A 26,830-nucleotide genomic window follows, 5' to 3' on the forward strand; every position below is an offset into this window, starting at 1 on the left:
ATGTTGCAACACGCTCTTTCACTTTCTTCGATAGCCGCAAAAGCTATTTCTGCGGTGATGGCAGGGTTGAGTTTGTTCGCAGTAGGGGCGTTTAGCGCCCCTTTGAACGAAACGCAAACTGCGCCGCCTCGAATAGTAACCGCTGGCGGCAGCATTACCGAAATTGTTTTCGCGTTAGGACGTGGCGATTGGGTAATTGCTACTGACAGTACCAGTATGTACCCAAAAGAAGCGACAAGTTTAACTAAGCTTGGGTACTTCCGTCAGCTCAGCACTGAAGGAGTATTGGCCCAACAGCCCACAATGCTATTAGGCGCTGAGGCGACAGGCCCGAATGTTGCGCTTGAACAAATAGCCCATTCTGGCGTAGAGGTTACTACCTTTAACGTAGACAAAAACTTAAGTGGCCTAAAGCGCCTAGTACAGGATATTGGTGAAAAACTATCGGCAAGTGATAACGCCATTACCCTTGTTCACGATATTGAAAAGAAGGTAGAGCAACAAAAAGCGCGGTACGCAGATAAAACCTTAGCGTTCAATACGCCAATTAAAGCGCTCTTTGTGGTGGCGAACAATGACAGGGGAATAACGGTTGCGGGTAAAAATACTGTGCCCCAAGCCCTATTCGATACGCTGGGTATCGTTAATATAGGTGCAGCAGTGGAAGGCTACAAAGTGATGAGCGCCGAGTCTGTGCTGATGCAAAACCCTGATATTGTGATTGCTGCTGGGCACATGCTGCGTGGGAAAAGCGCGAAGGACGCACTTTGTACGCACCATGCGTTGGCAGCCACCTTTGCTGGTATTCATTGCCTGGTTGAAGCCATGGATAGCAGCATAAGTTTGGGGCTTTCTCCGCGCTTTGATGTGGCGCTTCAGCGTGTTGCAGAGCACGCAGAAAAAGCCATTGAAATGAAACAAACGCAAAAAACGGCTAACAGTGGAACGAGTCAATAATGCAGTTATCTTCCGCAGCTAAGCGCAGTGATAACCTAGCTGATAAGCCAGGCGATTATTCTAGGCCTATAGTACTTCAGCTTATTAATGCCCGCGCGCAGCGAAAACGTATAGGTATGGGAATATTGGTTGTATTGCTGTTGATCTGTGCTTATGTAGGGTTAACCCGCGGCAGTTTACCAATTGATATTGAACAGCAACTTAGGTACTTCATTAGCGGCGCAAATACGGTAGAAAGTACGGTAGAAAATACGGCAGCAAACACCACCCATTGGTATGTGTTGTCTGAAATAAGGCTGCCGAGGGTGATCATGACGATGCTGATTGGTGCACTGCTAGCCGTATCTGGTTGTGCCATGCAGGGGCTAGTGCGCAATCCGCTTGCTGACCCTGGTTTAATTGGTATTGCTGGTGGCGCAGCCGCAGCCCTTAGTATGACCATAGTACCTCCGCTCATCCCTGCGCTTGAGTCTGTATGGGTAGCCATGTGGGCCTTTGGTGGTGCACTACTTTCTGTATGGACTGTGCTTCGGTTTTCAAATGGGCCGCAAGGCGTTTCAGTAGCCGCGCTTATTTTGGCTGGAGTTGCCATTAACGCCTTAACCGGAACCGTGATAGGGGCTATTAGTTATGTAGCAAGCGATGATGCACTTCGCCAAATAAGCTACTGGACCATGGGTAGTCTTGCCGGCGCAAGCTGGACGCTTTGTGGTCTTATTGCGCTAGCTGGGCTTGTTGCTTTTACTGGTCTTATGAAGTCACGCAATGCCCTAAATTTACTAGCGCTTGGTGAAAAAGAAGCGGCTTATATGGGGCTTAATGTTTCGCGATATAAACATGGGGTTTTATGGCTGGTGGCGTTCTCTGTGGCACTAGCGACGGCGCTGTGCGGCATTATTAGCTTTGTAGGTTTGGTGGTGCCCCACATGTGCAGGGCAATATTTGGTGTAAACCACCAGGTGCTAATACCTGCCAGTGCGCTCATGGGCGCTTTGCTATTAATGGTTGCCGATACATTGGCTCGTACCTTATTTGTGCCCATGGAAATACCTATTGGTATTGTTACATCAGCAGTAGGGGCGCCATTTTTCCTTTACTTACTGTGGCAACAGCGCCGCATATTTGGTGGTGGGGTGTAGCTAAAATGAAAGTGGAAATCCTAGAGCAAAGCGACAATGGTAAACGGTTAAACACGGCGTTGCTTACATTGAAAGATGTTGTGATAGCCAGAGGTGACACGCGTTTGCTTGAGCAAATATCTTTGTCATTTAACACTGGCGAATTTACCGCGATAGCGGGTGAAAACGGATGCGGTAAATCTACGCTACTTACTATGCTTAGTGGTGTAGAAACGCCATTTGATGGAACGCTATCCCTTGATGGGCAAGAGATCAGCTCGCTAAGCGCAAATCAATTAGCAATACAGCGTGCAGTGATGGCACAAAGCGCGTCAACGCCATTTGGATTTATCGCCGACGAGTTACTCCATTTGGCGCGGTATCAGTACGTTGAGTCATTGGAACAAAAGAGTCGGTTGATTCATGGTATTGCCGAGCAGTTTGACATTACGCATTTACTTGCTCGCAATATTCAAACCTTATCTGGCGGGGAAAGGCAGAGAATATTTTTAGCTAAATCTATTCTTCAAATAATACCGGGCGATCAAAACGAGAGTTTGGAAGGCAAGCTGTTGCTGTTAGATGAACCCACCTCAGCGCTGGATTTACGTCACCAGAAACTGGTCATGCAACAACTGGTTGCACTGCGGGCAAAAGGGCTGTGCATTATTTGCGTAAGTCACGATCTCAATTTAATTTCCCCTTATTGCGACAGACTCATTTTACTGGGTGAAAAGCGTTGCTTAGCCGACGGAGCACCAACGCAAGTGCTCACCACCGATATGCTATCTCGGTGCTATCACACCCAGTTAAACCTAATTAAAAACGAACAAAACCAAGTTTTCGTAACCCATTAATTTTCGCGAAAACCGAAAACCGAAAACCGAAAACAGAAAAACAAGAACGGAGTTAATCATGAGCATGCAAGATATTGCATTTCAAGCAAAACAGCTTAGCCGAACCCACCATAGCGGTGTATTGGGCACGCATTCAACATCAATGCCCGGCTACCCTTTTGGCTCGGTTGTACCTTATTATTTAACGCCTGCTGGTGACGCAATTATCTACATCAGTGATATCGCACTGCATACGCGTAATATTAAAGCGAACGACAAGGTTAGCTTAACTATTTTCGATGCTAGTGAAGATGACTCTCAGGCGAATGGCCGAGTAACTATTATGGGGAGTGCGCAGCTAGCGAACCAAGATGACGTGAAAGCACAGTATCTTCGTTTATTCCCTCAAGCTAAAAAATACGAGCAAACCCACGATTTCAATTTTTACGTTATTCGTACTGAGCGAGTACGTTTTATTGGAGGTTTCGGAAAAATCCACTGGGTTGATAAAAACTATTGGCGCGTTGAAGCCCAGGACTGGCATAGCGCACCAGAGGGCATGATTACCCATATGAATGAAGACCATCAGGACGCGATGCGGCTTATTTTGCAGCATAAAATAGGCCTCAACGTTGAAGCGCCGATAATGCACAGCGTATTTCCAGAAGGTATACATTGCGGTACACAAAAGCAAACCTGGTTTATCCCTTTTGAGGAACCATGCGTGTCGTCAACAGACGTACGAAAAGCGTTAGTGAAACTGACCAATGACGCACGGCATGCGCTTAACGTACCCAAAGCGGTGTCGTAGCTGCTGCAGTTTTGACAAAAGCAGGCTGTTCTAAATAGTAGCTGGCTATAGTTGCTTCAAATTCATCATAGTGCCATGGTAGGTAGACTTTCGCTAAAACGCTTAACCATGGAGCATCAAAGATGACAGATATAAAACGTAGACAGTTTGTAACGAGTGCTGGCGCACTTGCTTCTTTTGCTGTATTACCTGCTAGTGCCAGCTCTCCAAGTTCTTTGCCTCCAGCCTCTGCTAAGTCTTCGAGCATGAAAAACAGTATGCTTCCCCCCATACTTCATATGGTTTATTTTTGGCTCAACAATTCCGGCTCTAATGAAGACAGAGCGAAGTTGGTTGCTGGCTTAGAGTCCTTAAAAGCTATACCGCAAATTCACTCCCTTCATATCGGTGTACCTGCCAATACTTTAAAGCGCGACGTTATTGATAATTCTTTTGATGTTTCTGAACTCATGTTTTTTGAAAGTGTCGAGGCCCAAAATGAATACCAATCTCATCCAATTCATAAGCAGTTTGTTGAGCAGTGCTCGGGTTTATGGCGCAAGGTTGTAGTGCGAGATTCTGTCTCGGTATAGGTTTTATTGATAGGGTGGTATTGATAGTAATCGAAGTGTGGTTGTTGCTACAACGATAAAAAGCATCGCCCTAGATTGAAGTAGGACGATGCTTTTTTTAAGTTTTAAAAGCCTTTAATGAGTGTCAAAAGTATCTAAGCAAAGCTTAAAAAAGTGCTTTCAAGAGAGCCGTTAAAACGTATATTTAACGCCAACCTTAATTCTCCACGTGGATTGCTCTTCGTCGAAAGAATCGTAGTTTCGCGTATCAGTGCCGCCATAAGCTTCTTGATAAACATATTGGCCTGCCTCATTCACATCGTAATCAAACAAAATCTGCTGAGGGTAGGTCATTTCGTAAACCTTACCCCAGTCGTCATTCAGCAAGTTCGCAAAATTATCAATGTTTAGATAAATGCGGCCTTTATGACCTTCAACAAATCCCGGGATTTCTTGAGAAATCGCTAAGTCCATAGTGGTAACCCAAGGCTGTGTGTTAGCGTATTTATCTACGTAGCCTCCAGCGTAACCTGCTACACCCGCTTGCTCTGCAATAGCCATAATTTCGTCGTAGCTTAGGCCGCTTTCGAAATCTACCGCAGCGTCGTTTGCACCAGAAGGAATATAAGGTAGATAGATATCTGAATCGTCAAACGCGGTTTGATCGCCTAAGTTTCCGTCTTGGTATGAACCGAGTACCCATGAGAATGGTTGGCCTGAGCGGCGCTCAAAGAACAAGTTAACGTTAGTGTTATATCCTTCAAAGAATTGATGGGTATAGCCTAAGTTAACCAACAAGCGATGCTTAGTTTCATAATAAGCAGTGCCTAACAGCGGGTCGTTACGATTTACGGTTACTTCGTACTGATAGTTCGATTCGCCTGTAGAGCTTGTACCAGGGTTAACTTCAGTAATATCTTGGTGAGTATAAGAAGCATTTAGGCTGAAGCCGTTATCCCATTGCTTAGCCAATGCCGTGGTAAATAGGATGCTGCGGCCACCATCGTCAGAATTGGTAAGCTGAATGTCATAGTTATCAGCATATTCAGTTCCATCGTAGACGTTATCCCAAATGATACGACCGTCCACTGTACTATTGCCGCTGTCTACACGAGACAGATCTTCCCAATAGGCTGCATTTTTACGGTCAACATAGGTAAGCTCAGTAGTCCATGCAAAGTTATCGCCCACGTTTGGAATATCGAAGGTGTAGTCTGCCGCTATTTGATAGCGCCAGTCTGAGGGCAGCTCAAAATCAGGATCGATACTGTTTGTGCTACCAGCACCTTGTACTAGTGCACTTTGCGCTTCAGTTGGAACTGATGTGAAGTCGACAGAGGTAGCGTCTAAATCTGAAAAGGTGATTGAATCGTTTGTGACGCCATCAGAGGTATAAGCGTTAGATATCCACACCAATGGCATACCGCCGTAGAAGCGTCCTACACCACCGCGAAGCGTAAGCTCATCACTGAGCGTCCAGTTGAAACTTAGTCGAGGTAAGACAATATCAAAGCCATCTAGGTTCTCAGTATTAGCAAAGCCATACGTATTGGCAAAGTTATCGTTAAGTTGCGGTGAGTCTTCAACCGTAAGGTACTCATAACGAAGGCCACCAGTTACCATAAAGTCTTCGAATAACTCAAAGGTTGCGTCACCGTAAAGCGCGTAGACTGTACTTTCTACATCATAGGCCAAGTCATCTACAGTATTGGTATATGCGTTTGCATATTCGAAGAACGAAATATCTTGGTTAGCAAAACCTTCCACATCGTCAAAGTACCATGTGCCTAATGAATCACGACCATACAGGTTGTAGTTCCATGTATTCTCAATTTCGGCACCAAACTTATATTCAATATCACCGGCGAGGTAGGTGGCGTGAGCCGCAAAGTTCCATACTTCATTTTCTAGTACATTGGCGTGGCGGTTTTCATCTACGCCAGCTACAATAGCGTAGCCGTTATCGGTACCCGTTGCAGTATCTATGTTGATTTCGCCCCAATTTGAAGCGGTAACAGAGGCTTGCTCAAATTCTTTGTAAGATACGCTTATCTCTGTTTGAAGATTATCGGTCCAATCTGAGTAGATATGCGTGGTGTAGTAAGTATTCTTTTGGGCAAGTGTCCAGGTGTTGGAGGTAAGGTGCAATTCTTCGGAATCGTCATTGTAGTTTTGTGCCGCGGTATTTTCTTGGTAGCTATAGGTGAAATCAGCACGATGATGGTTATTGATGTTCCAGTCTAGTTTAACCAAGAACTTCTCATCTTCATCGGCGTCGGGCGCGCCAGCAATCGAGTCTTCCAATCCGTATGTTTCACTAAGAGCAGTAATGACGTTCTCTGCTGCGGTGACTAATTCTGATGGATAAGCGGAAGCATTAAAGCCTGTATCTATTTCTTCTTCCCATTTTTCATAAGAACCAAAGAAGAAAAGTTTATCTTTTATAAGCGGTCCGCCTAACGTAAAGCCATATGAGGACTCTTCGTTATCAACATCATATTCTGTATTGTAAAGCTTTGTGTCTTCGGCCGTGCCTGAAAAAGGGACTTCTTCATAAAACATAGTACCATGAAAGTCATTTGTACCAGATTTTGTCACCACGTTTACATTACCACCACCAAACTTCCCGGCACGAGCTGTAAAAGGGGTAAACTCAACAGACACTTGGCTAATAGCGTCTAACGAAACAGGTGGGCGAGAAGTAGGGTATCCGTTTGACTGCAAACCAAAGGTGTCGTTAACACCTACACCGTCTACGGTGAAAGTATTGTATTTAGGGTTTGAGCCAGCAATGCTCAATTCTTCTCCGTCAGCGCTTACCACTGCCAGTGGGTTCGAGCGTACAATGTCTTTGATATCGCGATTAAATGTAGGCATGTTGGAAATGGCGGACTCTCCGAAGACTGAGTTTGAGCCATTATTCGCAAAAAAATCTCGACTACCTGTAACCGTCACACGCTCAATACTGGACGCAGACTCCAGCGCTGTATCTAGCTCGAAGGTGTCATTTAATTCTAAGTAAACATCTTCGATAACGCGGCCTTGGAACTTATCTGACTCAACAATAATCATATAAGGGCCGCCAACGCGCAATCCACGGGCTGAAAACACGCCATCTTCGTTAACCGTGACTTCTTTTACAGTACCTGAAGGCTGGTGGATAATGGTAATAGCGCTTCCTGCAGCTGGATTACCTTGTGGACCAACAATTGTACCGCGCATTGCGGAAGATTGACCGGTGGCTGCGACCGCTGTAGCGGTAACACCAATAGACAGTGCGACAGCCATCGCAATGCGACTAAGCGAAGTTTTTTTAATCATGTGCTTCTCTTTGTTAATGAAAGTTAGGTTTGTATTTCGTTGTCGATACCAATGCGCTAGGTACTAATACGTATTCAGTGGTGAGGTACAAAGTCTCCGGTTTCCACAGCCCGCAATTGTTCGTCTTTTATATTTCATTTGTATTTCATTAGTGTAAATTCGAGTTTACATAAGCTAATGATTTATAAATCTATTTGAGTGATTTTTGGTCGGAATGGTCAAGTGGATTTACGAAGGTTTACCTCATTTACGGAACTTTACGGAAAGAGGCTAACTAGGTGTTAAAAAGGTATTCCGAAGGTGAATGGTCGCTAAAAATGAGGTAGGAGTGAGCAGTTAAACTGGAAAAGTTGTCTGTAGTGCTAAGCGTATAATTTAACCCGTCTTTACACTTTTCCTATGGTGAGAGGAGAGCCGATTTACTATGATCTACCTACAAACCAAAGACATATCATTGACCTTGTAAACCATTTCCAATCTAGGTGACAAGTGACCCGAACAAAACTATTTATCAAGGAAAAAGTAATGCGGCACCTTGCTTATCTATGTGTTTTTGCTGCGCTATTAACCTCGTTATCAGCACACGCCCATCACGGAAGTAGCGGACAATTCGATACCAATGCAACGGTCGAGTTTAGCGGTAACATCACTAGGGTTCGTCTTGTTAACCCACATGCTTACGTGTATTTCGACTCAATTGATGAAACCGGTAAGGTTACGAACAAACGGTGCGAATTACAGTCTGGTTCTTTGTTAAAGCGAAGAGGCTGGACTCAGTCGCTCTTTAAAACGGGTAGCTTCATTTCCATCAAGGGTTCACCAGACAGAACCGATCCTACTACTTGTTACATGAAAGAAATCACCTTTGAAAATGGTGTTGTCGCATTTCGAAACAGCGAGTTTGACGAAAATGGAAACGTTATTGAAAACGGTGAAGGTGCTGTAAAAGACGAGCCGTCAAAAGATTATAATGTAGAAGACCATGACGAGGACGACCATCATGATGATGACGAGCACCATGATGAGGACGACCATCTTGACGCCGCGTCACCAGAGCAGACCGTAGACCTGATTTCGCGTGAGCGCCTTCGCGAAGATGGCTCGTTGAATATTGCTGGAAATTGGGTAATGGTTCGTTCAGGGGAAGGCCCTCCAGGTGGAGGAGGTAGTCGAGCTACGCTAACACCTGCTGGAGAAATAGCGGTCGAAGGCGCTACATCTGCTGATAATCCTCGATATCAATGTGAGCCAACTAACATCATTATGGACTGGTGGTTCGATATGATGGTCAATCGTATTGACCAAACAGATGAACGAATTACGTTGACTTACGGCTTCATGAATTTGAAACGTACAATTTACCTAGATGGCACTACTATTCCAAAAGACTACCAACCTAATCGCGCCGGTTTTTCTAAAGGACATTGGGAAGGCGAGGAATTAGTTGTGACAACCACAGGGTTTGATGAAGGATGGATCATGGCACCTCTTGGAGGTAATCCAGGTGGGCCGCCACCGGGAGAAGAAGGAGAGCGACAAAAACGTCCACCTAGACCTGATAGTGCACAAGGTGCGTCTGGTGCTGGTAGAAGTGGCCCTGAGGGAAGACCTGGCCCACCTTCTCCAGCTAAGAATAGTACACAAATGACCATAGTAGAGCGCTTTACGTTAAGTGAAGATGGCACTGTTTTAACCAGAAAATATACTATAACAGACCCACTATATTTAGCGTCACCAATGGAAGGGCAAGATCAGGTAACCTTCACCAATGACAAATACATAGACTACGAATGTGAAGATCTAACCGCTGAACGAGGGTCAGACAGTTTAGGTGGTGTAGGTGTAACACGCGCCTCAGAAAAAGTTGAAGCAGATCAATCGGTAAAACCGCTTTTGTATTGGCTTGAAGAAACAAAAATTGGAACAACTGTATCAAGCACGCAATGGGGCTATCCCATTATCCTGTCGCTGCATGCAATTGGTATGGCGATTATGGTGGGCGTTTCATTGATGTTATGTGCTCGTGTCTTAGGATTTGCATCAACGATACCTCTCTCATCTTTTACTCCTTATTGGTCGATAGGCTTGATTGGTTTCGTGATTAATTTTCTATCGGGTTCAGCTTTGTTTTTCGGTAACGCTTCCGAGCTGTATTTCAACTTAGCTTTTCGAGTAAAAATTGTAATGGTCATTTTGGGACTTACTTTTACTAAGTTGATGGTCAAAAAAGCGATGTCATCACCAAGCGAAAACGATAAAAGTCATAAGACGCTGGCTGTCGTCGCATTGCTTTGTTGGGTGTTTGCTATTATTGCTGGCCGCTTGATTGGCTACACAGGTTAGGGGCGTAAAAATGAATACTTTTCTATCCACAGTGATCGATACATTAAAATCAAGCCAGCTTAATCATTTCGTTTTGGACAATGCTGTAGTATTTCCAATATTAGAAATGGCACATTTTTTAGGTTTAAGCATGCTTTTTGGGGCTTTACTTGTCGTCGATTTGAGGCTTGTAGGTGTTGCCAAAAAAGTTCCGCTAAACAATGTTGAGTTGTTTCTTCGTTTTGCCCTTATCGGTTTTGCTATTAATTTGATATCGGGTGTTTTATTTGTATTTGGCGACCCTGGACGATACCTAGTTAACCTTGCTTTCGGGCTTAAGATGCTGGCTATTGGGCTAGCCGGTGTTAATACGATTTACTTTGTAAAAAGAGTAAAACCGCAGCTACATAAGACTCACCAGCCACCAACGAGAGGCAAAGAAGCAGCGGTAGTGGCCTGGTTATCCCTAGCGCTATGGTTGAGCGTTATTGTATTAGGTCGCTTTATTCCTTATGTTGAAACACCTTAATCAAAACTCATTTATTAAATCTTTCCATATTGTCACTTTGCATGGCGGTTATTAAGTTAAACCGCTATGCAACGCGTGATCTCGTAAGGGTTGGCTAGCTAGCGCAGGAACAACTCTTTTTATTGATATTCCATTTACCCAGATGCAGTCAGTACCTAACTTACTCGCCACCAATTTTACTAATCAATGTGTAAAAACTACGCAAAATTGAACGGCACAGGGTGACGCAGCATTAGAAACCCTTGAGTTATAAGGGCTCAGCCACACTTGTTATTGGCATTTGAGTTGCACATCCAACGGACTCTATTTGAGTCGTCGCTACTTTCGCGATGCAATCCTCTTTTTTATTCAACCCTTCGCGTTGGAGCGCTAATAAAATGTGTGAAAATCCAATAGGTCCAGGTGTAGTAAAAACACAAAATGGATATCGTTTTTCCGTGTGGGCGCCTAACGCACAAAACGTCTCACTCACCGGAGATTTTAATAACTGGAATCGCCCGGGAATCAGTATGCAGAGACAGGACAACGGTGTGTGGTGGTGTGAAGCCGATGGAGCTGCATGTGGCCATGAATACAAGTATGAGGTGACAACTGGCAAGGGTGACAGCGCTCTTAAAAACGACCCGAGAGCAAGGTTGATGACCAATAGTGTAGGCAATAGCGTTATTTATGATGATGCCTTCAGTTGGGAAGTAGAAGACTTTAAACCAGTTCCTATTCATCAAAGAATTATCTACGAGCTTCATATTGGCACCTTTCACCGTAAGAACGGTGAGCAAGGGACATTCGACACGGCGATAGAGAAGCTAGATAGCTTGGCCACACTCGGCATAAATATGATAGAGCTCATGCCGGTGAACGAATTTGCAGGTGATATAAGCTGGGGATATAACCCAGCCTGCCCCTTTGCTGTTGAAGAAGCTTATGGTGGGCCAGACGGTCTTAAGCGTTTTATCGACGCCGCTCACAAGCTGGGAATGGGCGTGATAATGGACGTTGTGTACAACCATTTTGGTCCTAGCGACTTGGATATTTGGCAATTTGACGGATGGAGCGAGAACGACAAGGGCGGAATTTATTTCTATAACGACGAACGTTCAAGTACCCCATGGGGTGACACCCGCCCTGACTATGGCCGTCAAGAAGTACGAGATTATATTACCGACAACGCCATGATGTGGCTTCAAGAGTTTAGGGCTGATGGTTTGCGAATGGACATGGTGCCTTTTATGCGTACCGTCTCTGGAGCAGACTCAGGTGAAGATGATATTCCAGAAGCTTATGAACTCATTAAGGGAATAAATGGGCGTATTCAACAAGCATGCGCTGAAAAAATGACAATTGCTGAAGATCTACATCAGCACGACTACATTACAAATTCTGTAGAGGAAGGCGGTTGTGGTTACACGGCGCAATGGGACGCCGCATTTGTACACCCTGTACGTGAAGTGCTTACCCAATCAAACGATGAAAATATAAATCTTGATACACTCGTTAGCGCCCTGTGCAAACAATATAGCGGCAGCGCCTTTTCGCGAGTGGTCTATACCGAATCTCACGATGAAGTGGCTAATGGTAAAGCCCGGTTGGTGGAAGAAATTGCACCAGGGAATGTAGATGACGATTATTTTGCACGTCAAAAAGGAATTTTAGCGGCAGCGCTAGTGCTTACAAGTGCTGGCATACCTATGCTATTTCAGGGGCAGGAGTTCAAAGAGACTGGCTGGTTTAACGATACAAAAGACTTAGATTGGTCACGCACGGATAGTTTTGATGAATACCTAAAAGCAATAACCGAGTTGATTAAGATACGCAAAGGCGAGGTTAAAGCGACCTCTGGGCTAACTGGCGAAAATACAGAGATTGTTCATCATGACACTAAAAACAAAGTGCTGGGCTATCGCCGTTTTAACGACGTTGCCAATGAATCCGTGTGGGTATTCCTTCATTTAGGTAGCGCAGAAATAGATGAGTATCAATTATTAGGTGGGCCGGCTGATCCCCATTGTCTATTTGCTTGGTCTGATGGACTATGTACGCAGGAAATTCATATAGACAATGGAAGAGTCAGGCTACCCTCATTCGGCGTTCTTATTTTGACCGAGCGAAGTAGCTTAGGTTAACGCTTTAAGAGAGGAAATGCTCACCTACACAGCGGGTTAACGTGTTTGGTGTGCACTTGATTAAGATAAGAAAAGGCCTAAAGGCGATGAAATATAATGGGGTAAAACCTAGCCCATTAGGCCTTTTTAATGCTCATACTTGCCCACATAGGCTTTTCGATTAAGGCTTCATTAACTTATCAACACACAGCCTATTATTTCGATTCAAGAAGCCTTATCCAATGGTTAAAAACACCTAAGTTTTCAAGAATAATTTTAATACACATCAATATAGGCACTGCTAGTAACACGCCTACCACACCCCATAGCCACCCTGTGATGGCGATCCAAATTATAATAATTAGCGGATTGAGCTGCATACTACGCCCTAGCACAGCTGGAGTGATTAGCTGAGACTCAATAATATTTAAAATTAGAAAAACACCTGCTGGTAAAAATGCGCTACTTACAAGACCAAATTGAACAAGCCCTACAACTAGCAGAACGACGCAGCTAGCAATGCCACCTAAATAGGGCACAAAATTCATTAACGCCACAAGGGCTCCCCACAGAAGCGCGTCTTCAATCTTCAAATAGTAAAATGCACCAGCGGTAGCCAGACCTAAACATGTGTTTATGATACTGATAGTTACTATGTATGCAGAAAGCTCTCGCTGGATTTGATCGACTAATACCAGTGCTCGTCTTTTATCCGTAACCACTGGGAAATCTCGAATGAAAACGTGAAATAGGTTAGGGCCGAAAACTAATAAGAAAAAAATTAATACAATGCAGCCGAGTACTTGTGCTAGTAGGAAGGGAGCACTGCTAAACAGTGTTAATCCCATATCAATACTACTTTGCTTAATCTTATCTTTTACTGAGTTTGCGGTATCGGGATTAGCAACGGGAGTTTCCGGTTCATTATCATCGCCAAACCAGTCAAAAATAGACGACTCTTTTTCTACGGGCTCAGCCAAAGGCGGTGTCGTGTAAGCATCAATACTACTGCTAATTTCTTCTATTTCTTCAGTGATCTCAGAAGCTATTTTAGGGAGTGAATGTAGCCAACGTTCGGCGGGCTCAGCAAGTTGAACAGTTAACAAAGTGAAAGGCGCCACCAATAGCGCAATTAATGCTCCAGCCGACATCGTCCGTGGCACGTAAACTTTTCGAGCAATGGCAACAAGTGGGCTTAATAGTAAGGCGATAAAGGCAGAAAAGAACAGCGGAATAAGTAAAGATTTCGCCAAGTACATAGTGTAAATAAAAGCGAAGATTACTAATGTATTCAGCAATTTAGTTTGCTTGGCTATTTTAGGGTACGCGCCAGTTAGATTCTTTTTTTGTTTTTCATTAATAGAGCCAGCGTTATCCATGTCTTAGCCTTTGGTGAGAAGCGCTTTTCGCGCATATATAGGTGTAATTCCAGTATGAATATTACGAAAATTTCATAATTAAAGTTCAGTGCTGAGATTAATGAAACGAGACCATAAACTTCAACAAATGAGGTTTCGAAATAATAGTTAAGAGCTAATTACTTTTTAAATAATATTAGCTGCAGTGATGAGCTTTCTTATCCTATTAGGCAATTTGTGAGTGATCTATTTAAACAAGTAAAACACTACTAAAACCATACATGGATTCTTTTCTTATGGAGAAGGTTAATGCCTCGTATCACTCGTCGTCATTTTCTTCAGCTAGCGGGTTCTGGTTTGCTCGTTGCCCACAGCCCTTATTTGTTAGCTCAACCACCTAAGAAGAAACTAGGCGTAGCCTTGCTTGGCTTAGGTAATTACAGCACAAATTTGTTAGCGCCTGCGCTACAGCACACCAAGCATTGTGAGCTGCGAGGAATCATCACAGGTAGCGAAGAAAAAATTCCCAAGTGGCAAAGAAAGCATGGAATTAAGGATAGCAACGTATACACATACCGCACTATGGCTAAGATTGCGGATAATGATGATATTGACGTTATCTATGTCGTAACGCCCACAGGTACGCACAAAGACTTTGCTGTGCAGGCTGCAAATACAGGAAAGCACGTGTGGTGTGAAAAGCCAATGGCCATGGATAGTGAGGAGTGCCAAGCTATCATCGATGCCTGTAATAAAAATGATGTGACTTTGTCTATCGGCTATCGCATGCAGCACGAGCCTAATACACGCGCATTTCGTCAGTATCTAAAAACGAAACCCTATGGAAATATAACGGCAGTATCGAGCTTTGCGGGTTATGCCGGGCAGGGTAGAGCGGCAGACAACTGGCGCATGAAAAAGCATATGGGAGGCGGTGCACTATATGACATGGGCGTTTATGCGATAAACAGTGCTCGTTTTTTAACGGGGCGAGAGCCCTTGTCTGTTACCGGTAGTCATCCTCCTCAACGTTTCCCCGAAAAATTCACTGAAGTTGATGAAACTACCTTATTCACCATGGACTTTGGTGACGGGCTGGTGGCAGATTGCGGCACTAGCGTAGTAAAAGGGTTTAATCATTTTAAAGCTGATTGTGAAGGCGGTTGGTATCAGCTAAAACCAATGCAGAGCTATAACGGTGTAACGGGTACAACGTCTGACGGAAAAACACTGCCACCTATTAACGGTATGCAGCAAACGCTTCAAATGGATAATGACGCTTTAGCCATATTAACTGGGCGCCAGCCAATGGTAACCGGTAGTGAAGGGCTTGCTGATATTAAGATTGTTAACGCCATATTTGAAGCGGCGAAAACGGGTCAAACAGTTAGGCTGTAACGTTTTGTCACCGCGCTCAATAGGCGCAAGCGAAGCATCAATAATTAGTTGTTCATGAAATGCTAGGTTTGGCATTCGCTTCGCCTTGAATGTAAGAAGCTTCAAGTTACGAAACTTCCCCCTTGAGTCATTCAACGTCTAGAGAATCGATTAGCGAGTTTAGCTTTTTCGCGTCTGTTAACTCGCTAAACCATGAAGTTATCTCGGCCCCGTGCATTAAACCTAGTATGGCCCCTAAAACAAAACCGCGATGCACGTTGTCACCGCCCACATTAGTGTTTGCTATAAGCGCTCTTTTCGGATTATCTGCATAGCGGTATGCGAAATACAAAACGGCGGGCCAGGCGTCTGAGATATAACATGCTGGCGAATACATGCGCCCAACAACTTCAATATCGCTTTTGTTCTTTGCCGTAAGAGAAGCTAAGTTCATACGTGCTGACTTACCCGCAATCTCTTCTAGAATATCCTTGGGTGATTCATCTTGGCGGTGAACCAATTTGTATATCAGCCCTACATAGTAATCACAGACTGAAGCTAAGGACTCATCGGGATGAGTTAAATACAAATGTTCACGGCACAGGTGTTTGATATCGCTAAGCGCGGTATTTTTAGCAGCTTCTACTATCGCTAGAGGGGTTACTGATACAAATGCGCCTATTGAGGCTGTATCGTGGGTAACCGCTCCACATTTTTCTGCCGGAATGCCCTGTACGAGATTTGCGAAAAAACCTCTGTGATAAGACTCGGCATAGGTGTCTGGATGACTAGGTTTGTCAGCGCGCATAAAGCTAATATATTGGTTTAAAAACTCGTTTGCATCATAGCTTTTAAGGGCACATGTTAGAACGATACGAGCACAGTGGGCATTAAGCGTATTTTCACCTGCTTTCATTCCCTGATGGTAATGAACGTTGTCTTTACCCCAGTACTGTCTTTTTCCTTTAAGAATGACCTCACCCACTATTTCTTTTTGGCTAGCTGATGCTTTGTTTGCACGACCGCCTTGTTGTGTGGAGTGCAGCGACATTATTGAAGAGGGATGAAAGGATGGCGCATCCTCAAATTGTTCTATTCCTAATGGGAATGCTTTATAGATATCAGCTGGGTTGTAAAACCAGTGCACTGGCATAGCGAGTGCGTCGCCGACAAATGCGTTTTTAAGTGCTGCTCTTGCGCGTTCTATGATTAGTGAAGCCATCTTTCCTCTCGCCTGCCAACTAACTCATTTGGATGGGTATGCGTGTATTAACTCATTTAAATTACGCTCAAATGGCTAAAAATGATCGCTTTAATGCTCGTCAAACAACGACTTGTTGCGGATATATTTCCGCATGTAGTGGTAGGTAATAGGGCGCAACAACCAGCTTTTAAGAGACATTAAAAATCGCCTGTGAGTAGGCGTGTTTTCATAAATTTTATCATCATGCAGCCACAGCATTTTACCCACATGCCAGAAGTAAAAAGGGAAGGGAGGCATAAAGGTAATAACGTCTAGGTCGCAGCAAATGCGATACGTTCGATGGTGTAACAAGTAATGCTTGTACCAAGAGCGGGTGCCAACAGCAGGTTGCCCAAAGGTAACCACTCTTTTTACTGACTTAGGGAACCGTCTTTCGAAATAATCGGCCATGAGCACGGCGACCGCGCCACCGGATGAGTGACCGATAAATGAAAACCGTTTGCCTTGTGCACGAAGTGGCTCTAATACTTTTACGAGTAGTTCTCTGAGCGGTAAGGCGTCATCAGAGGTTTTTGTACTTGAGTACATTGGCTGCGCAAGCAATCGGGCAAACCCCCAGTGGACAAAGAAATTTCTATTTAATTGGTGCAATTTATAGGGTATGAAAAACAGGTTGGCAAACCAATCTTTGAAGCCTAACGAACCGCGAAAAACGATGATGACTTCTTTTTTGTTCTCAACCCACAATATCCTTACGCTCATTCTACCGTATTTATCGACAAGATGACGTTCATGAAAAGGATCTAGTATTTTTTCGTATTGCGCGTCGGCGTCGGGGTAGGCGAGTTGACAGAGGATGGCATATCGTTCGTATTGATAGCGTTTCAATTTCTTCATGAAAACTCATATCGGAGCAATGTGCATTTTGAAATAGTGCTTTTGACGGCACTTTCAGAGAACCTTATACGCTATAGGATATTTATTTCAGAGATATGACGGCGAGAAATATTTGAATAAATTTAGAATGGTTGGCTCTATGTGTGGGCATACCGATAATCATAGAGCCTAAAATCAGTTCTTAATTTCTATGCTTATTCTGCAATCTCAGCTGCAACAACAGAGATTTCTACAAGCAGTGCCTCGCGTGCCATATCGGCAGTAACACAAGCTCGCGCTGGAGCATAACCCTCTGGTACCCAGTTATCCCATACCTCATTCATTTTCGCAAAATCATCCATGGTTTTAAGGTAAATGGTCGCTGAAAGCATATGCTTTCTATCGCTTCCCGCTTGAACAAGTAAGCTATCCACTTTATCAAGCATGGTTTGAGTTTGGTGGGTAATATCTTGCGTGGCATCTGCACATACTTGCCCGCATAAGTAGATAACGCCATTGTGCTTCACAATGCGACTCATGCGCTGCTTGGTTTCCATTCGTTCAATGTTCATCAATTAAAGCCTTTTTGGGAATTTAGGGGGGAATGTTGAGCGACTTTAATTGGTTTGGTGGGGGACTTCAATTGTTAGGCAGTACCAAATGAAGTATTGATTAAATAAATGTTCCGGTATGGGTACATCATGAAAATATTGCAATCCACTAGGAAGTCTATCCGTTTCATTCCTCGTCTATCGGACTATAATAAGTCTATATTTAGACCAATAGAGATTGTCATGAAAACTCAAACTGTATCTTACATTAAGGAACATGCGAATCATCTGGAATTGGATAATCCCATTTTGGTCACGCAAAATGGCAAGCCAAAGTATGTTATTCAGGATGCGAATGACTACGAAGAACAGCAACAAACTATAACATTATTAAAACTCATAAACTTGTCAGAACGCAGTGCGCGACAGAACGGGCTATTTGATCTGGATGAAGCATTTGACGACGATTGAATATAGCATAAAAATGACACCGGTTTTTAAACTTTGCTTGAAAAACTGGATGCCTTTTTAACCAGAAAATTTAATCACAATGTTGCAAACGAGGCCAAGCGAGCTATCAAATCAAAAGTTAAGTCTCAACTCTATGGAAATCCGTATTCTGCGCCTCATAGCGACAGGCTCCTGGAATTAGGGTTAACCGAATACAGGCAGCTTCTTGTCGATAGTCATAATGTGGTGCTTTACCGAGTTGAAGAGTCTACAAAGACAGTCATTCTTCTTCTAGTTTTTGATTCTAGACAAGATCTGAAAAAGCTTTTGTTTAAAGTTAATTTACTCGTCTGATTTACCCCAAATTAATAGAACAGGATAAATACTGATCCCCCGGTTATGGGGTAGAGCCGCTTTTGTCAGGTAGGTTATCTTTCTTTTAGACACAAAAAACCGACTCAAAAGTCGGTTTCAGTATCTACTTCTACAAAGATGAGATGGTACCAGTGGGCGGGCTTTGATTGGACCGACACTCGGCCGACACGCTTGCGTGGCGATTTACTGAGCTTCAGACACAAAAAAAACAACTGAAAAGTTGATTTAATGTTTGGTACAGTGGGCGGACTTGAACCGCCACGCTATCGCTAGCAACGGAATTTGAAAAGATACTGCATTCTTTTATATTTAAAAATCAATAAGTTAAAGCATGTTGAAAAACTTTGCAAATTCTTTGCATGGATGGGGTGTTTCAATAGTCATGAGTTAGCTCAGAATCCAACTGGACATCAGCAGAGGAAGTGACTGTCCTATTTGCTGTCTTCTTCAAATAATGCTATCTCGAAAAATTGTCATTAACTTAAAGTATCAAGACGTTTACCTTCAGGCCCATACTTCATCACCTTGACCCTTCGGGGCCTTGGCGTTAGTATTTCGCGGTTGTAAGTATTTATTTTCGAATAGTTCGAATTTTACATTCAAGCTATACATCAAAAGCAGGGCAAAGAAGTGCCGCGCTAAACAAACCTATGTTTTTGTAAACGTTTAATTATGTAAAGTTAGCAGTGCCGTTCTGGCCGATTGTTGAGGGAGATTAGTTTGGTCAGATCGACTGGAAATAGTTCACTGAAGCGCCGATTACAAATTTTAGATGTAATTCGCCAACAAACCGAAGTGAAAGTAGAGGCCTTAAGTCAGCAATTCTCGGTTTCTACGGTCACCATTCGTGGCGACCTCAACTATTTAGAAGAGCAGGGGTTTATTGTGCGCTCGTTTGGTAGCGCGAAATATAATCCTAACTCAAGCTCGTCCCAATCTTACCCAGTTGAAGCAACCTCGTCGTCTACAGTAAGTAAGGCTGATGAGACGTTTATAGCGCAACTGGCCGCCAATAGCGCCGAAAGTGGCGATACGCTTTTTTTAGGCGCGAGTGAATTAACACATAAAATGGTGCCTTTTTTGGCGCTTCACGAAAGCTTGTCACTCATTGTAAATACCTATGAAATAGTTCCCACTGTGCAGCAATTTATTAACTGCGACCTACAAATATTGGGTGGTGCGGTGATTGATGACTGCACTGCGTTGGTAGGCCCTATTGCTGAACAAGCGGTGCGTCTGCAGTTAGTGAACAAGTGCTTCATTGAGTTTATGGGCGTAAACGAAGAGGGCTATCTTACCGTTAAAAATGCGGCTATGGCGCGGTTATATCGCGATGTTGTCAGTCATGCAGAAAAAAATATCGGCTTAATTTCACGTGTAGGTTTCTCTGCATGCGAAGGGTATCCTGTCTGTCGCTTAAGCGAACTGAGTACGCTCATTGTTAATTGCGATCTGGGGGATGAAGAGCTTGCGCTACTTCAGCAAGCAGATATGTCAAATACCAGCACTCAGGGTAGTTATAATATATATAGTGGCGGTTAACTATTATGCGTACCTTAGGCAGTATAATAATGGAGTGTAAATGAACAAAATTGTGACCATGGGCGAGATTTTAGTGGAAATTATGACGACAGAAGTCGGTCAAAGTTTTCGACAGCCGGGCGCATTAGCAGGCCCTTACCCTAGCGGTGCTCCGGCTATTTTTATTGACCAAGTAGCGAAGCTAAATCAACCTTGTGGCATTATCAGCAGCGTAGGTGACGACGACTTTGGTGCGCTTAATATGTTTCGGCTAAGTAACGATGGCGTCGATATCAGTGGTATTAGCGTTAACAAAAAAATTGCAACGGGTACGGCATTTGTTACTTATCAAAAAAATGGCTCACGCGACTTTATTTTCAACTATACGAATAGCGCATGTGCACACTTTTCGCTAACCCCTTCGGCAGAGTTGTTACTTAAAAATTGTACACACTTCCATGTTATGGGGTCGTCTTTATTTTCGTTCCGTATTATTGACGAAATGAAAAAAGCGATTGAAATAGTGAAAAATAATGGTGGTTCTATTTCTTTCGACCCTAATATCCGTAAAGAAATGCTAAAAATTCCTGAAATGCGTCAGGCGCTTAATTTCATTTTAGAGTATACAGATATATTTTTACCAAGTGGTGCCGATATTTCTATGCTGACCAGCTCTAATAAAGAAAATGAAGCAATTGAGGAAATCCTTGATCTTGGCGTGCGCGAAATTGCGATTAAGCGTGGTCGTAACGGCGGCAGCTTCTATAACCGCAGTGAGCTAATATCACTTCCCCCTTTTGCCAGTGATGAGGTAGACCCTACAGGCGCTGGCGACTGTTTTGGCGCAGCTTTTGTGGTATGCCGTCTTAAGGGAATGTCACCAGAAGATTCACTACGATATGCGAATGCCGCAGGTGCGTTAGCGGTGGCACGAAAAGGCCCTATGGAGGGCACCTCTACCTTTTCCGAGCTTGATACCTTTATTGAGCGCTGCGCCAAATAAGCAACGGCAGCCATACACGGCCCAGTGACTAACCCTCACTGGGCTTTCTCGCTAAGTAATTGAAAAAGCTTAAGTATGGCTTGATTTCCCCTTACATCCCGAGCGGTAACAAACAGGCAAATGTATAAAGTGTGCTCACCACGTTTTTTTACTGCCTCTGCTTAGGCTCACCATTATCCTGCTGCCTCTTTACTATCTCTTCGCTACTTCCTTACAACGTCACTGCGTGAAAATAATTAACCTATTAACCGCTGTAGACTCAAGCATATCTTGCTTTATTAACCTTTCGAGTGAAGGTTTTTGTTTACAAAGTCTTCGAAATTTCTTTACGTACCCCAGCCGCAGCGTTACTATTAACAAATGAAAGCTTTTTTCTTTCGATGCTTTCGATTTGATGTGGGGGTTAAACCGAGTATTGCACTTATTATCGTGCGTTAAGCATAAGTAAAGCTTCACGTATGTTTTTTAAGTTAATGCTTTTATCGTTTTTTATTTACGCACTCGCTAATGGTTTATTTAGTAGACGATTACTTTTGAGCGCTAGCAGAAAATGTTCACCATGTTATTCGAAAGTGAATTACCTGGTTAAAAAGTATCGAAGTAGCATCAATATTATCTTATTTGAGCGTTATTTATACACAAGTAGCTATTGTAAAAACTATTTTTGTGAGTTGTGTCTCGACGCCAGTCGACCATGAATAATGCAAAAGTAGGGAGCGATGAACAATTTAGTGTGACGAAGTTATAAGCAGACAATATCTGTAATAGTAGGAAAATCCATGACGATAAATACACATAGATTAGACAATGTGAATGAGGAGCAACTTCCCGTTGCTAACCACAAACTGCACGGTTGGAAACACTTTGCTGGCCTATTTGCTGGTGAGCATGTAGCGGCAACCGAATTTGTGATTGGTGCAACCTTCGTGGCGCTGGGCGCATCTACCATCGATATTTTACTAGGATTACTCATTGGTAATTTTCTAGCGATGTGTTCATGGTGGTTGATTACCACTCCCATTGCGGTAGAAACACGTTTAAGTATATACAACTACCTTAATAAGATTGCTGGTAATTCGATGACCAAGCTCTATAACTGGGCTAATGTGGTTATATTTAGTGTGATATCCGCTGCAATGATCACTGTATCGGCAACAGCGGTGAGGTTTTTGTTTAACATTCCGGCACAGCTAGATTGGTATCCAAATAGTTTATCGTTTGTAGCAATTGTTTTAGCGGTTGGCTCAATTGTTGTGTTTGTTGCTATGTATGGCTTTTCCACTGTGGCAGACTTTTCTAAAATCTGTGCGCCCTGGCTATTTGTTATCTTTTTAGCCGGCTCATTTGTTTTATTTCCTGAACTCTCTAACTATGTATTGGGCACCACTGCTTTAAATAGTTTTGGTGACTTTATAGCAATAGGAGACGCCTCCATATGGACCGGCACTAATGCACAGGGAGAGCCAGGTATTGGTTTATTAGAAGTTATTGGTTTTGCGTGGGCAGCAAACTCTATTACCCACTTTGGCTTAATTGATATGGCAATATTTAGGTTTGCTAAACGTAAACGGTACGGTTTATTTTCAGGTGTGGGCATGTTTTTTGGTCATTACTTAGCGTGGATCGCTGCAGGAGTTATGGGAGCTGGTGTAGCGGTGTTACTAAAAACCACAATATCATCTCTTGATCCTGGCGATGTTGCTTATCACGCATTAGGCTGGACGGGCTTTGTGGTTGTTATCATCGCAGGTTGGACTACGGCAAACGCAAATCTTTACCGCGCTGGTCTTGCTGCACAATCTATTTTTGTGGCGCAGTCTCGCGAACGTACTACCGCTATTGTTGGTGTTGTTACCGTAATTATTGCTTGTTTCCCGTTTGTATTTTCTCAAATGTTGCCACTACTTACCTACGCAGGTTTATTGGTCGTGCCCGTTGGCGGTATCGTATTTGCTGAGCATGTTTTATTTCCTAAAATTGGTTTAACCCGCTATTGGGCTAAATATAAAAACATTACTCGCAGCGTTCCAGCTATTGCATCGTGGGTGCTGGCGCTAGTGTTTGGCGTTAGTCTGAATATCATTGATGTAATGTCATTTTACTATTTATTTATACCGACTTGGTTGTTCACTATTGTCGTTTACACCTTACTGGCTAAAAAATATGGCGCAGGTGAGAACTACAGTAAAGAAATTGAGGCTGAGGAAAAAGAGCTGCAAAACATAAAAGCTTACCAAGCAGAACAGGCGAAAAACGTGCAGCCCCCCCTAGAAGATAGCTCACTATTTACGAAAGTATTGAACGGCTGTTCTACTATTTCGTTACTTATAATTTTTGCCTTTGCCAGCCAAGTGATGTTTTTTAGTGACAGCATGAGCATCTACTCCATGCATAAATCTCAGTTTGAAATAGCATGCTTTATTTGTACGGTTATTTACTTTGTGACGGCATATTGGTCGCTACAACGCCATAAAACCCTCAATAAAGCGGAACAACCTGCTACGCGCTTGAATAGTCGCAGTCAATCAATGGCTGAACACAGTGCCTAAGTGAATAGGGCTTGGCCACATACGCGCGTATTGATAATACGTTGAGTTAGCAACGCTAACTGCCACTTGTATAGTGGTATAGGAAGTAATCTTCTATCAGCAGTGACCCAGCCCTAGGATAAGTTATGCGGCCATAATGTTAATTATGGCCTGCTTATTTACACTATGAATCCGCAATTAAGCACCCGTAAATAATCAGCCCTTATACACGCCGTCTTCGCCGTATCCTCGCCTACCGGGGGATGGCAAGTTAACAACCCGCATCTTAAACCTCTTATTTTCGCTTAGCGGATATTACCGCTCGCAACGATCATTGTTTACCTTTCCTTTCGTTAGAATATTTTTTTTTACGAAATCTTCGAAATAACTTTACGAACAGTAAATCCAAGGTTACCATCAAAAAATGAAATAAATGGCTTTCGAAAGTTTCGATTTTATTGTGATTTTAAATCTAGATTTTGCCGCGCTTTAAGCAGGCGATATACAGATTTAACCATATCGTCCACTTTTTAAATGCCTAACAATGGCGGGTTGTCACGATATTTCGTACTAGGCACGTTTTCAGGCTAGCTAAGTAGTCAGCGTTAATTTTTTGAATGCTTAAGATAAGCTTTAAAGAAAAAATCGAAAGTAAGTGATTTCGTTAAACGCTATCAAAGGTAAAACAAAGCCGATTAAAAGTAGCAATTCTGTTTAATAAAAAGCGGGATTGCTTATGTAATTAAACGGTTGTCCTAGTGCTAATAGAGGACGACAAGCATCAATGAGTTGAGCGATGACTGACATTTTATGTATGGGCGAACTACTCGCTGAAATTATGGCAGAAGATATTGGCCAATCCTTTACCGAGCCGGGTGTATTTCTTGGGCCTTATCCAAGTGGCGCTCCAGCAATATTCGCGGATCAAGCGGCTAAAATAGGGGCTTCCGTGGCCTTTATTGGTTGTGCTGGAAATGATGGTTTTGGCGAGCTTATCTTAAACCGGCTTCGCAGTGATGGTGTGGATGTAAGTGGTATTAGCCGTTCGGACGAATTACCAACAGGCACTGCTTTTGTTACTTATCAAAAAGACGGAAACCGAGAGTTTATCTTTAACATTAGTAACAGTGCAGCAGCGCTTATTAACGAAGACTCCGTTGACCCTGCCCTTGCCAGCAATTGCCGTTATTTTCATGTAATGGGCTCATCGCTTGGCAACGCGGGTTCAATTGCAGCGGTTAAGCGCGCATTAGCGTTGGTTAAGCAAAGTGGCGGAAAAGTATCGTTTGACCCGAATATTCGCCCAGAAATCATGGTATCGCCGGTGATTCAAGAAGCCACTCAGCTAATTTTAGAGGCGTGCGACATTTTGCTCCCCAGCGAAATAGACCTGCATTATTTTTGTGGTGATGTACCAGAAAGCGACGCTGTTGAAACCCTACTAAACAAATATTCCATGGACATGGTGGTGGTAAAAAATGCCGCTGAAGGCTGCGTTTACTACGATCGAACACGTTCGATAAAAATGCCCTCATTCAAGGTAACCGAGGTCGACCCAACAGGGGCGGGTGATTGCTTTGGCGGAACCCTTATTGCCTGCTTAGCACAAGAGATTGAAATAGAGCGCGCATTAAAATTGGCAAACGCTGCAGGCGCGCTGGCCGTGACACAACGTGGTCCTATGGAAGGTAACTCGACATTAAACGAGCTAGATCAATTTATACTATCAGTGGAGAAAAAACATGAATGCTAATTTTCTGAAAGAAACTGTTGAACGAAATAGAGCCGATGGTAGCAGAGGGATTTATTCTGTTTGTTCTGCGCACCGACTTGTTATTGAAGCGTCTATGCAGCAAGCTAAAACTGATGGCTCACCCTTGCTCGTAGAGGCAACGTGTAATCAAGTTAATCATGAAGGCGGTTACACCGGTATGACGCCTAGTGACTTCTGTCAGTATGTGCTAGATATTGCAAAGGAAGTAGGTTTTTCTGAAGATGATCTTATTTTGGGAGGCGACCATTTAGGGCCAAACCCATGGACATCGTTACCTGCCGCAGAAGCTATGGAAGCAGCAAAAACAATGGTGGCAGATTATGTAGCCGCTGGCTTTTCTAAAATACACTTAGATGCGAGCATGGCGTGCGCAGATGATGTAGCTCCACTTTCGGATGAAGTAATCGCCGAGCGCGCGACCATTTTATGTGCCGCCGCCGAAGCCGCGATTGACGACTCGAAAGTGCCCCCTATGTATATTATTGGTACCGAGGTACCTGTGCCCGGCGGTGCCCAAGAAGACTTACATGAGCTTGCCACCACCAATATTGATGACTTAAAACAAACCATAAACACCCACAAAGAAAAGTTTAACCAAAGCGGTTTGCAAAGTGCATGGGAGAGAGTCATCGGGGTAGTGGTTCAGCCTGGTGTTGAGTTTGACCATGCTATGGTCATTGGATATCAGCCTGAAAAAGCACAGGAATTAAGCAAAACCATATTAGACATTGAAAACCTGGTTTATGAGGCGCACTCTACCGATTATCAAACTGAAACAGCGTTAAGTAATCTGGTTCGCGATCATTTTGCCATTCTAAAAGTTGGCCCAGGGTTAACCTACGCGGCGCGCGAGGCGTTGTTTGCGTTAAGCTATATTGAACAAGAGTGGATCACCAATAAACCACTTTCAAACTTACGCCAAGTACTTGAACAGCAAATGCTGGAAAACCCGAAAAACTGGGCTAAATATTACACAGGTACCGAGCAAGAACAGGCTTTTGCGCGCAAATACAGCTTTAGCGATAGGTCGCGTTACTACTGGGCAGACCCTAAAGTTGATGAAAGCGTACAAACGCTTATTAACAACCTTACAGAGCAACCTGCACCTATGACGTTGTTGAGTCAATTTATGCCACTTCAATATGCGGCATTTCGTGCAGGGACCCTAAACAACGATCCGCTTTCTTTAGCCAGACACTGGATTCAAGAAGTGGTATCAACCTACGCCCGTGCTAGCGGCCTTGCAAAAAAATAGCGCGTATAAAA

General features: G+C 43.5%; 21 protein-coding genes. 15 read left to right on the forward strand and 6 right to left on the reverse strand.

The annotated features are described in order from the left end of the window. Genes ACYTPF_RS12280 through ACYTPF_RS12295 form a run of 4 tightly spaced genes read left to right on the forward strand, consistent with a single transcriptional unit; the run spans position 1 to position 3,722 of the window. Positions 1 to 957, forward strand: coding sequence for a heme/hemin ABC transporter substrate-binding protein (locus ACYTPF_RS12280; protein WP_461852398.1), 957 nt, complete (start codon positions 1 to 3; stop codon positions 955 to 957). Next, on the forward strand, positions 957 to 2,096 hold the full coding sequence (locus tag ACYTPF_RS12285) for a FecCD family ABC transporter permease (RefSeq protein ID WP_461852399.1): 1,140 nt from the start codon (positions 957 to 959) through the stop codon (positions 2,094 to 2,096). The genes ACYTPF_RS12280 and ACYTPF_RS12285 overlap by 1 nt, the downstream gene beginning before the upstream one ends. Before the next feature lie 5 nt (positions 2,097 to 2,101). Next, the gene (locus ACYTPF_RS12290; RefSeq protein WP_461852400.1) at positions 2,102 to 2,932 is read left to right on the forward strand and encodes an ATP-binding cassette domain-containing protein; all 831 of its coding nucleotides are present in this window, start codon (positions 2,102 to 2,104) and stop codon (positions 2,930 to 2,932) included. Between the two features lie 58 nt (positions 2,933 to 2,990). Beyond that, positions 2,991 to 3,722: a HugZ family pyridoxamine 5'-phosphate oxidase gene (locus tag ACYTPF_RS12295; protein WP_461852401.1), complete on the forward strand. Its 732-nt coding sequence runs from the start codon at positions 2,991 to 2,993 to the stop codon at positions 3,720 to 3,722. Here ACYTPF_RS12295 and ACYTPF_RS12300 read toward each other — a convergent pair. After that, positions 3,697 to 3,969 carry a hypothetical protein gene (locus tag ACYTPF_RS12300; protein ID WP_461852550.1) on the reverse strand — a complete coding sequence of 91 codons (273 nt, stop codon included), beginning with the start codon at positions 3,967 to 3,969 and terminating at the stop codon, positions 3,697 to 3,699. The genes ACYTPF_RS12295 and ACYTPF_RS12300 overlap by 26 nt on opposite strands. On the opposite strand from ACYTPF_RS12300, the gene ACYTPF_RS12305 reads away from it, so the two are divergent. Beyond that, complete coding sequence (locus ACYTPF_RS12305) at positions 3,854 to 4,294, forward strand: Dabb family protein (RefSeq protein ID WP_461852543.1); 441 nt, start codon at positions 3,854 to 3,856, stop codon at positions 4,292 to 4,294. The genes ACYTPF_RS12300 and ACYTPF_RS12305 overlap by 116 nt on opposite strands. 171 nt (positions 4,295 to 4,465) lie before the next feature. Here the strand turns inward: ACYTPF_RS12305 and ACYTPF_RS12310 are convergent, their stop codons facing one another. Continuing rightward, the gene (locus ACYTPF_RS12310) at positions 4,466 to 7,594 is read right to left on the reverse strand and encodes a TonB-dependent receptor (protein WP_461852402.1); all 3,129 of its coding nucleotides are present in this window, start codon (positions 7,592 to 7,594) and stop codon (positions 4,466 to 4,468) included. 525 nt (positions 7,595 to 8,119) lie between these two features. Here ACYTPF_RS12310 and ACYTPF_RS12315 point away from each other — a divergent pair. From ACYTPF_RS12315 to ACYTPF_RS12325, 3 genes are all read left to right on the forward strand, one after another. Continuing rightward, positions 8,120 to 9,937 (forward strand): DUF6152 family protein, encoded by a 1,818-nt coding sequence (locus ACYTPF_RS12315; RefSeq protein ID WP_461852403.1) that lies wholly within the window; start codon positions 8,120 to 8,122, stop codon positions 9,935 to 9,937. A 10-nt stretch (positions 9,938 to 9,947) separates the two neighbouring features. Then, positions 9,948 to 10,445 carry a DUF6644 family protein gene (locus ACYTPF_RS12320; protein WP_461852404.1) on the forward strand — a complete coding sequence of 166 codons (498 nt, stop codon included), beginning with the start codon at positions 9,948 to 9,950 and terminating at the stop codon, positions 10,443 to 10,445. A gap of 377 nt (positions 10,446 to 10,822) precedes the next feature. After that, positions 10,823 to 12,568, forward strand: coding sequence for an alpha-amylase family glycosyl hydrolase (locus ACYTPF_RS12325; RefSeq protein ID WP_461852405.1), 1,746 nt, complete (start codon positions 10,823 to 10,825; stop codon positions 12,566 to 12,568). Between the two features lie 194 nt (positions 12,569 to 12,762). On the opposite strand, the gene ACYTPF_RS12330 is transcribed toward ACYTPF_RS12325, so the two are convergent. Continuing rightward, complete coding sequence (locus ACYTPF_RS12330; RefSeq protein WP_461852406.1) at positions 12,763 to 13,926, reverse strand: AI-2E family transporter; 1,164 nt, start codon at positions 13,924 to 13,926, stop codon at positions 12,763 to 12,765. Between the two features lie 288 nt (positions 13,927 to 14,214). Here ACYTPF_RS12330 and ACYTPF_RS12335 point away from each other — a divergent pair, with 288 nt between their 5' ends. Next, positions 14,215 to 15,303, forward strand: a complete 1,089-nt coding sequence (locus tag ACYTPF_RS12335) for a Gfo/Idh/MocA family protein (protein WP_461852407.1) — start codon at positions 14,215 to 14,217, stop codon at positions 15,301 to 15,303. A 127-nt stretch (positions 15,304 to 15,430) separates the two neighbouring features. Here the strand turns inward: ACYTPF_RS12335 and ACYTPF_RS12340 are convergent, their stop codons facing one another. The 3 genes from ACYTPF_RS12340 to ACYTPF_RS12350 all read right to left on the reverse strand — a co-directional run bounded on the left by ACYTPF_RS12340 (position 15,431) and on the right by ACYTPF_RS12350 (position 17,934). Further along, a complete protein-coding gene (locus ACYTPF_RS12340; protein WP_461852408.1) occupies positions 15,431 to 16,504 on the reverse strand; it encodes an ADP-ribosylglycohydrolase family protein in 1,074 nt (357 codons plus the stop codon). 90 nt (positions 16,505 to 16,594) lie between these two features. Beyond that, positions 16,595 to 17,383: a lipase family protein gene (locus ACYTPF_RS12345; RefSeq protein ID WP_461852409.1), complete on the reverse strand. Its 789-nt coding sequence runs from the start codon at positions 17,381 to 17,383 to the stop codon at positions 16,595 to 16,597. Between the two features lie 194 nt (positions 17,384 to 17,577). After that, the gene (locus ACYTPF_RS12350) at positions 17,578 to 17,934 is read right to left on the reverse strand and encodes a RidA family protein (RefSeq protein WP_461852410.1); all 357 of its coding nucleotides are present in this window, start codon (positions 17,932 to 17,934) and stop codon (positions 17,578 to 17,580) included. 222 nt (positions 17,935 to 18,156) lie between these two features. Here ACYTPF_RS12350 and ACYTPF_RS12355 point away from each other — a divergent pair, with 222 nt between their 5' ends. From ACYTPF_RS12355 to ACYTPF_RS12380, 6 genes are all read left to right on the forward strand, one after another. Beyond that, a complete protein-coding gene (locus ACYTPF_RS12355) occupies positions 18,157 to 18,384 on the forward strand; it encodes a type II toxin-antitoxin system Phd/YefM family antitoxin (protein WP_461852411.1) in 228 nt (75 codons plus the stop codon). A gap of 1,074 nt (positions 18,385 to 19,458) precedes the next feature. Then, the gene (locus ACYTPF_RS12360; protein ID WP_161569384.1) at positions 19,459 to 20,280 is read left to right on the forward strand and encodes a DeoR/GlpR family DNA-binding transcription regulator; all 822 of its coding nucleotides are present in this window, start codon (positions 19,459 to 19,461) and stop codon (positions 20,278 to 20,280) included. Between the two features lie 40 nt (positions 20,281 to 20,320). Beyond that, entirely contained in the window at positions 20,321 to 21,262 is a 942-nt protein-coding gene (locus ACYTPF_RS12365; RefSeq protein WP_461852412.1) for a tagatose kinase, read from the forward strand. A 779-nt stretch (positions 21,263 to 22,041) separates the two neighbouring features. Continuing rightward, complete coding sequence (locus tag ACYTPF_RS12370; RefSeq protein WP_461852413.1) at positions 22,042 to 23,811, forward strand: purine-cytosine permease family protein; 1,770 nt, start codon at positions 22,042 to 22,044, stop codon at positions 23,809 to 23,811. A gap of 775 nt (positions 23,812 to 24,586) precedes the next feature. Further along, on the forward strand, positions 24,587 to 25,543 hold the full coding sequence (locus tag ACYTPF_RS12375; RefSeq protein ID WP_461852414.1) for a sugar kinase: 957 nt from the start codon (positions 24,587 to 24,589) through the stop codon (positions 25,541 to 25,543). After that, positions 25,533 to 26,819, forward strand: a complete 1,287-nt coding sequence (locus ACYTPF_RS12380; protein WP_136781831.1) for a D-tagatose-bisphosphate aldolase, class II, non-catalytic subunit — start codon at positions 25,533 to 25,535, stop codon at positions 26,817 to 26,819. Before ACYTPF_RS12375 ends, ACYTPF_RS12380 begins: the two co-directional genes overlap by 11 nt. Positions 26,820 to 26,830: the final 11 nt, after the last annotated feature.

Source organism: Alteromonas sp. HB246098, from assembly GCF_054890645.1.

Excerpts from the sequence above, each read along its gene's own strand:
- ACYTPF_RS12280 (WP_461852398.1), top strand. The coding sequence starts at position 1 with ATGTTGCAACACGCTCTTTCACTTTCTTCGATAGCCGCAAAAGCTATT.
- ACYTPF_RS12285 (WP_461852399.1), top strand. The coding sequence starts at position 957 with ATGCAGTTATCTTCCGCAGCTAAGCGCAGTGATAACCTAGCTGATAAG.
- ACYTPF_RS12290 (WP_461852400.1), top strand. The coding sequence starts at position 2,102 with ATGAAAGTGGAAATCCTAGAGCAAAGCGACAATGGTAAACGGTTAAAC.
- ACYTPF_RS12295 (WP_461852401.1), top strand. The coding sequence starts at position 2,991 with ATGAGCATGCAAGATATTGCATTTCAAGCAAAACAGCTTAGCCGAACC.
- ACYTPF_RS12300 (WP_461852550.1), bottom strand. The coding sequence starts at position 3,969 with ATGCTCGAAGACTTAGCAGAGGCTGGAGGCAAAGAACTTGGAGAGCTG.
- ACYTPF_RS12310 (WP_461852402.1), bottom strand. The coding sequence starts at position 7,594 with ATGATTAAAAAAACTTCGCTTAGTCGCATTGCGATGGCTGTCGCACTG.
- ACYTPF_RS12315 (WP_461852403.1), top strand. The coding sequence starts at position 8,120 with ATGCGGCACCTTGCTTATCTATGTGTTTTTGCTGCGCTATTAACCTCG.
- ACYTPF_RS12320 (WP_461852404.1), top strand. The coding sequence starts at position 9,948 with ATGAATACTTTTCTATCCACAGTGATCGATACATTAAAATCAAGCCAG.
- ACYTPF_RS12325 (WP_461852405.1), top strand. The coding sequence starts at position 10,823 with ATGTGTGAAAATCCAATAGGTCCAGGTGTAGTAAAAACACAAAATGGA.
- ACYTPF_RS12330 (WP_461852406.1), bottom strand. The coding sequence starts at position 13,926 with ATGGATAACGCTGGCTCTATTAATGAAAAACAAAAAAAGAATCTAACT.
- ACYTPF_RS12335 (WP_461852407.1), top strand. The coding sequence starts at position 14,215 with ATGCCTCGTATCACTCGTCGTCATTTTCTTCAGCTAGCGGGTTCTGGT.
- ACYTPF_RS12340 (WP_461852408.1), bottom strand. The coding sequence starts at position 16,504 with ATGGCTTCACTAATCATAGAACGCGCAAGAGCAGCACTTAAAAACGCA.
- ACYTPF_RS12345 (WP_461852409.1), bottom strand. The coding sequence starts at position 17,383 with ATGAAGAAATTGAAACGCTATCAATACGAACGATATGCCATCCTCTGT.
- ACYTPF_RS12350 (WP_461852410.1), bottom strand. The coding sequence starts at position 17,934 with ATGAACATTGAACGAATGGAAACCAAGCAGCGCATGAGTCGCATTGTG.
- ACYTPF_RS12355 (WP_461852411.1), top strand. The coding sequence starts at position 18,157 with ATGAAAACTCAAACTGTATCTTACATTAAGGAACATGCGAATCATCTG.
- ACYTPF_RS12365 (WP_461852412.1), top strand. The coding sequence starts at position 20,321 with ATGAACAAAATTGTGACCATGGGCGAGATTTTAGTGGAAATTATGACG.
- ACYTPF_RS12370 (WP_461852413.1), top strand. The coding sequence starts at position 22,042 with ATGACGATAAATACACATAGATTAGACAATGTGAATGAGGAGCAACTT.
- ACYTPF_RS12375 (WP_461852414.1), top strand. The coding sequence starts at position 24,587 with ATGACTGACATTTTATGTATGGGCGAACTACTCGCTGAAATTATGGCA.
- ACYTPF_RS12380 (WP_136781831.1), top strand. The coding sequence starts at position 25,533 with ATGAATGCTAATTTTCTGAAAGAAACTGTTGAACGAAATAGAGCCGAT.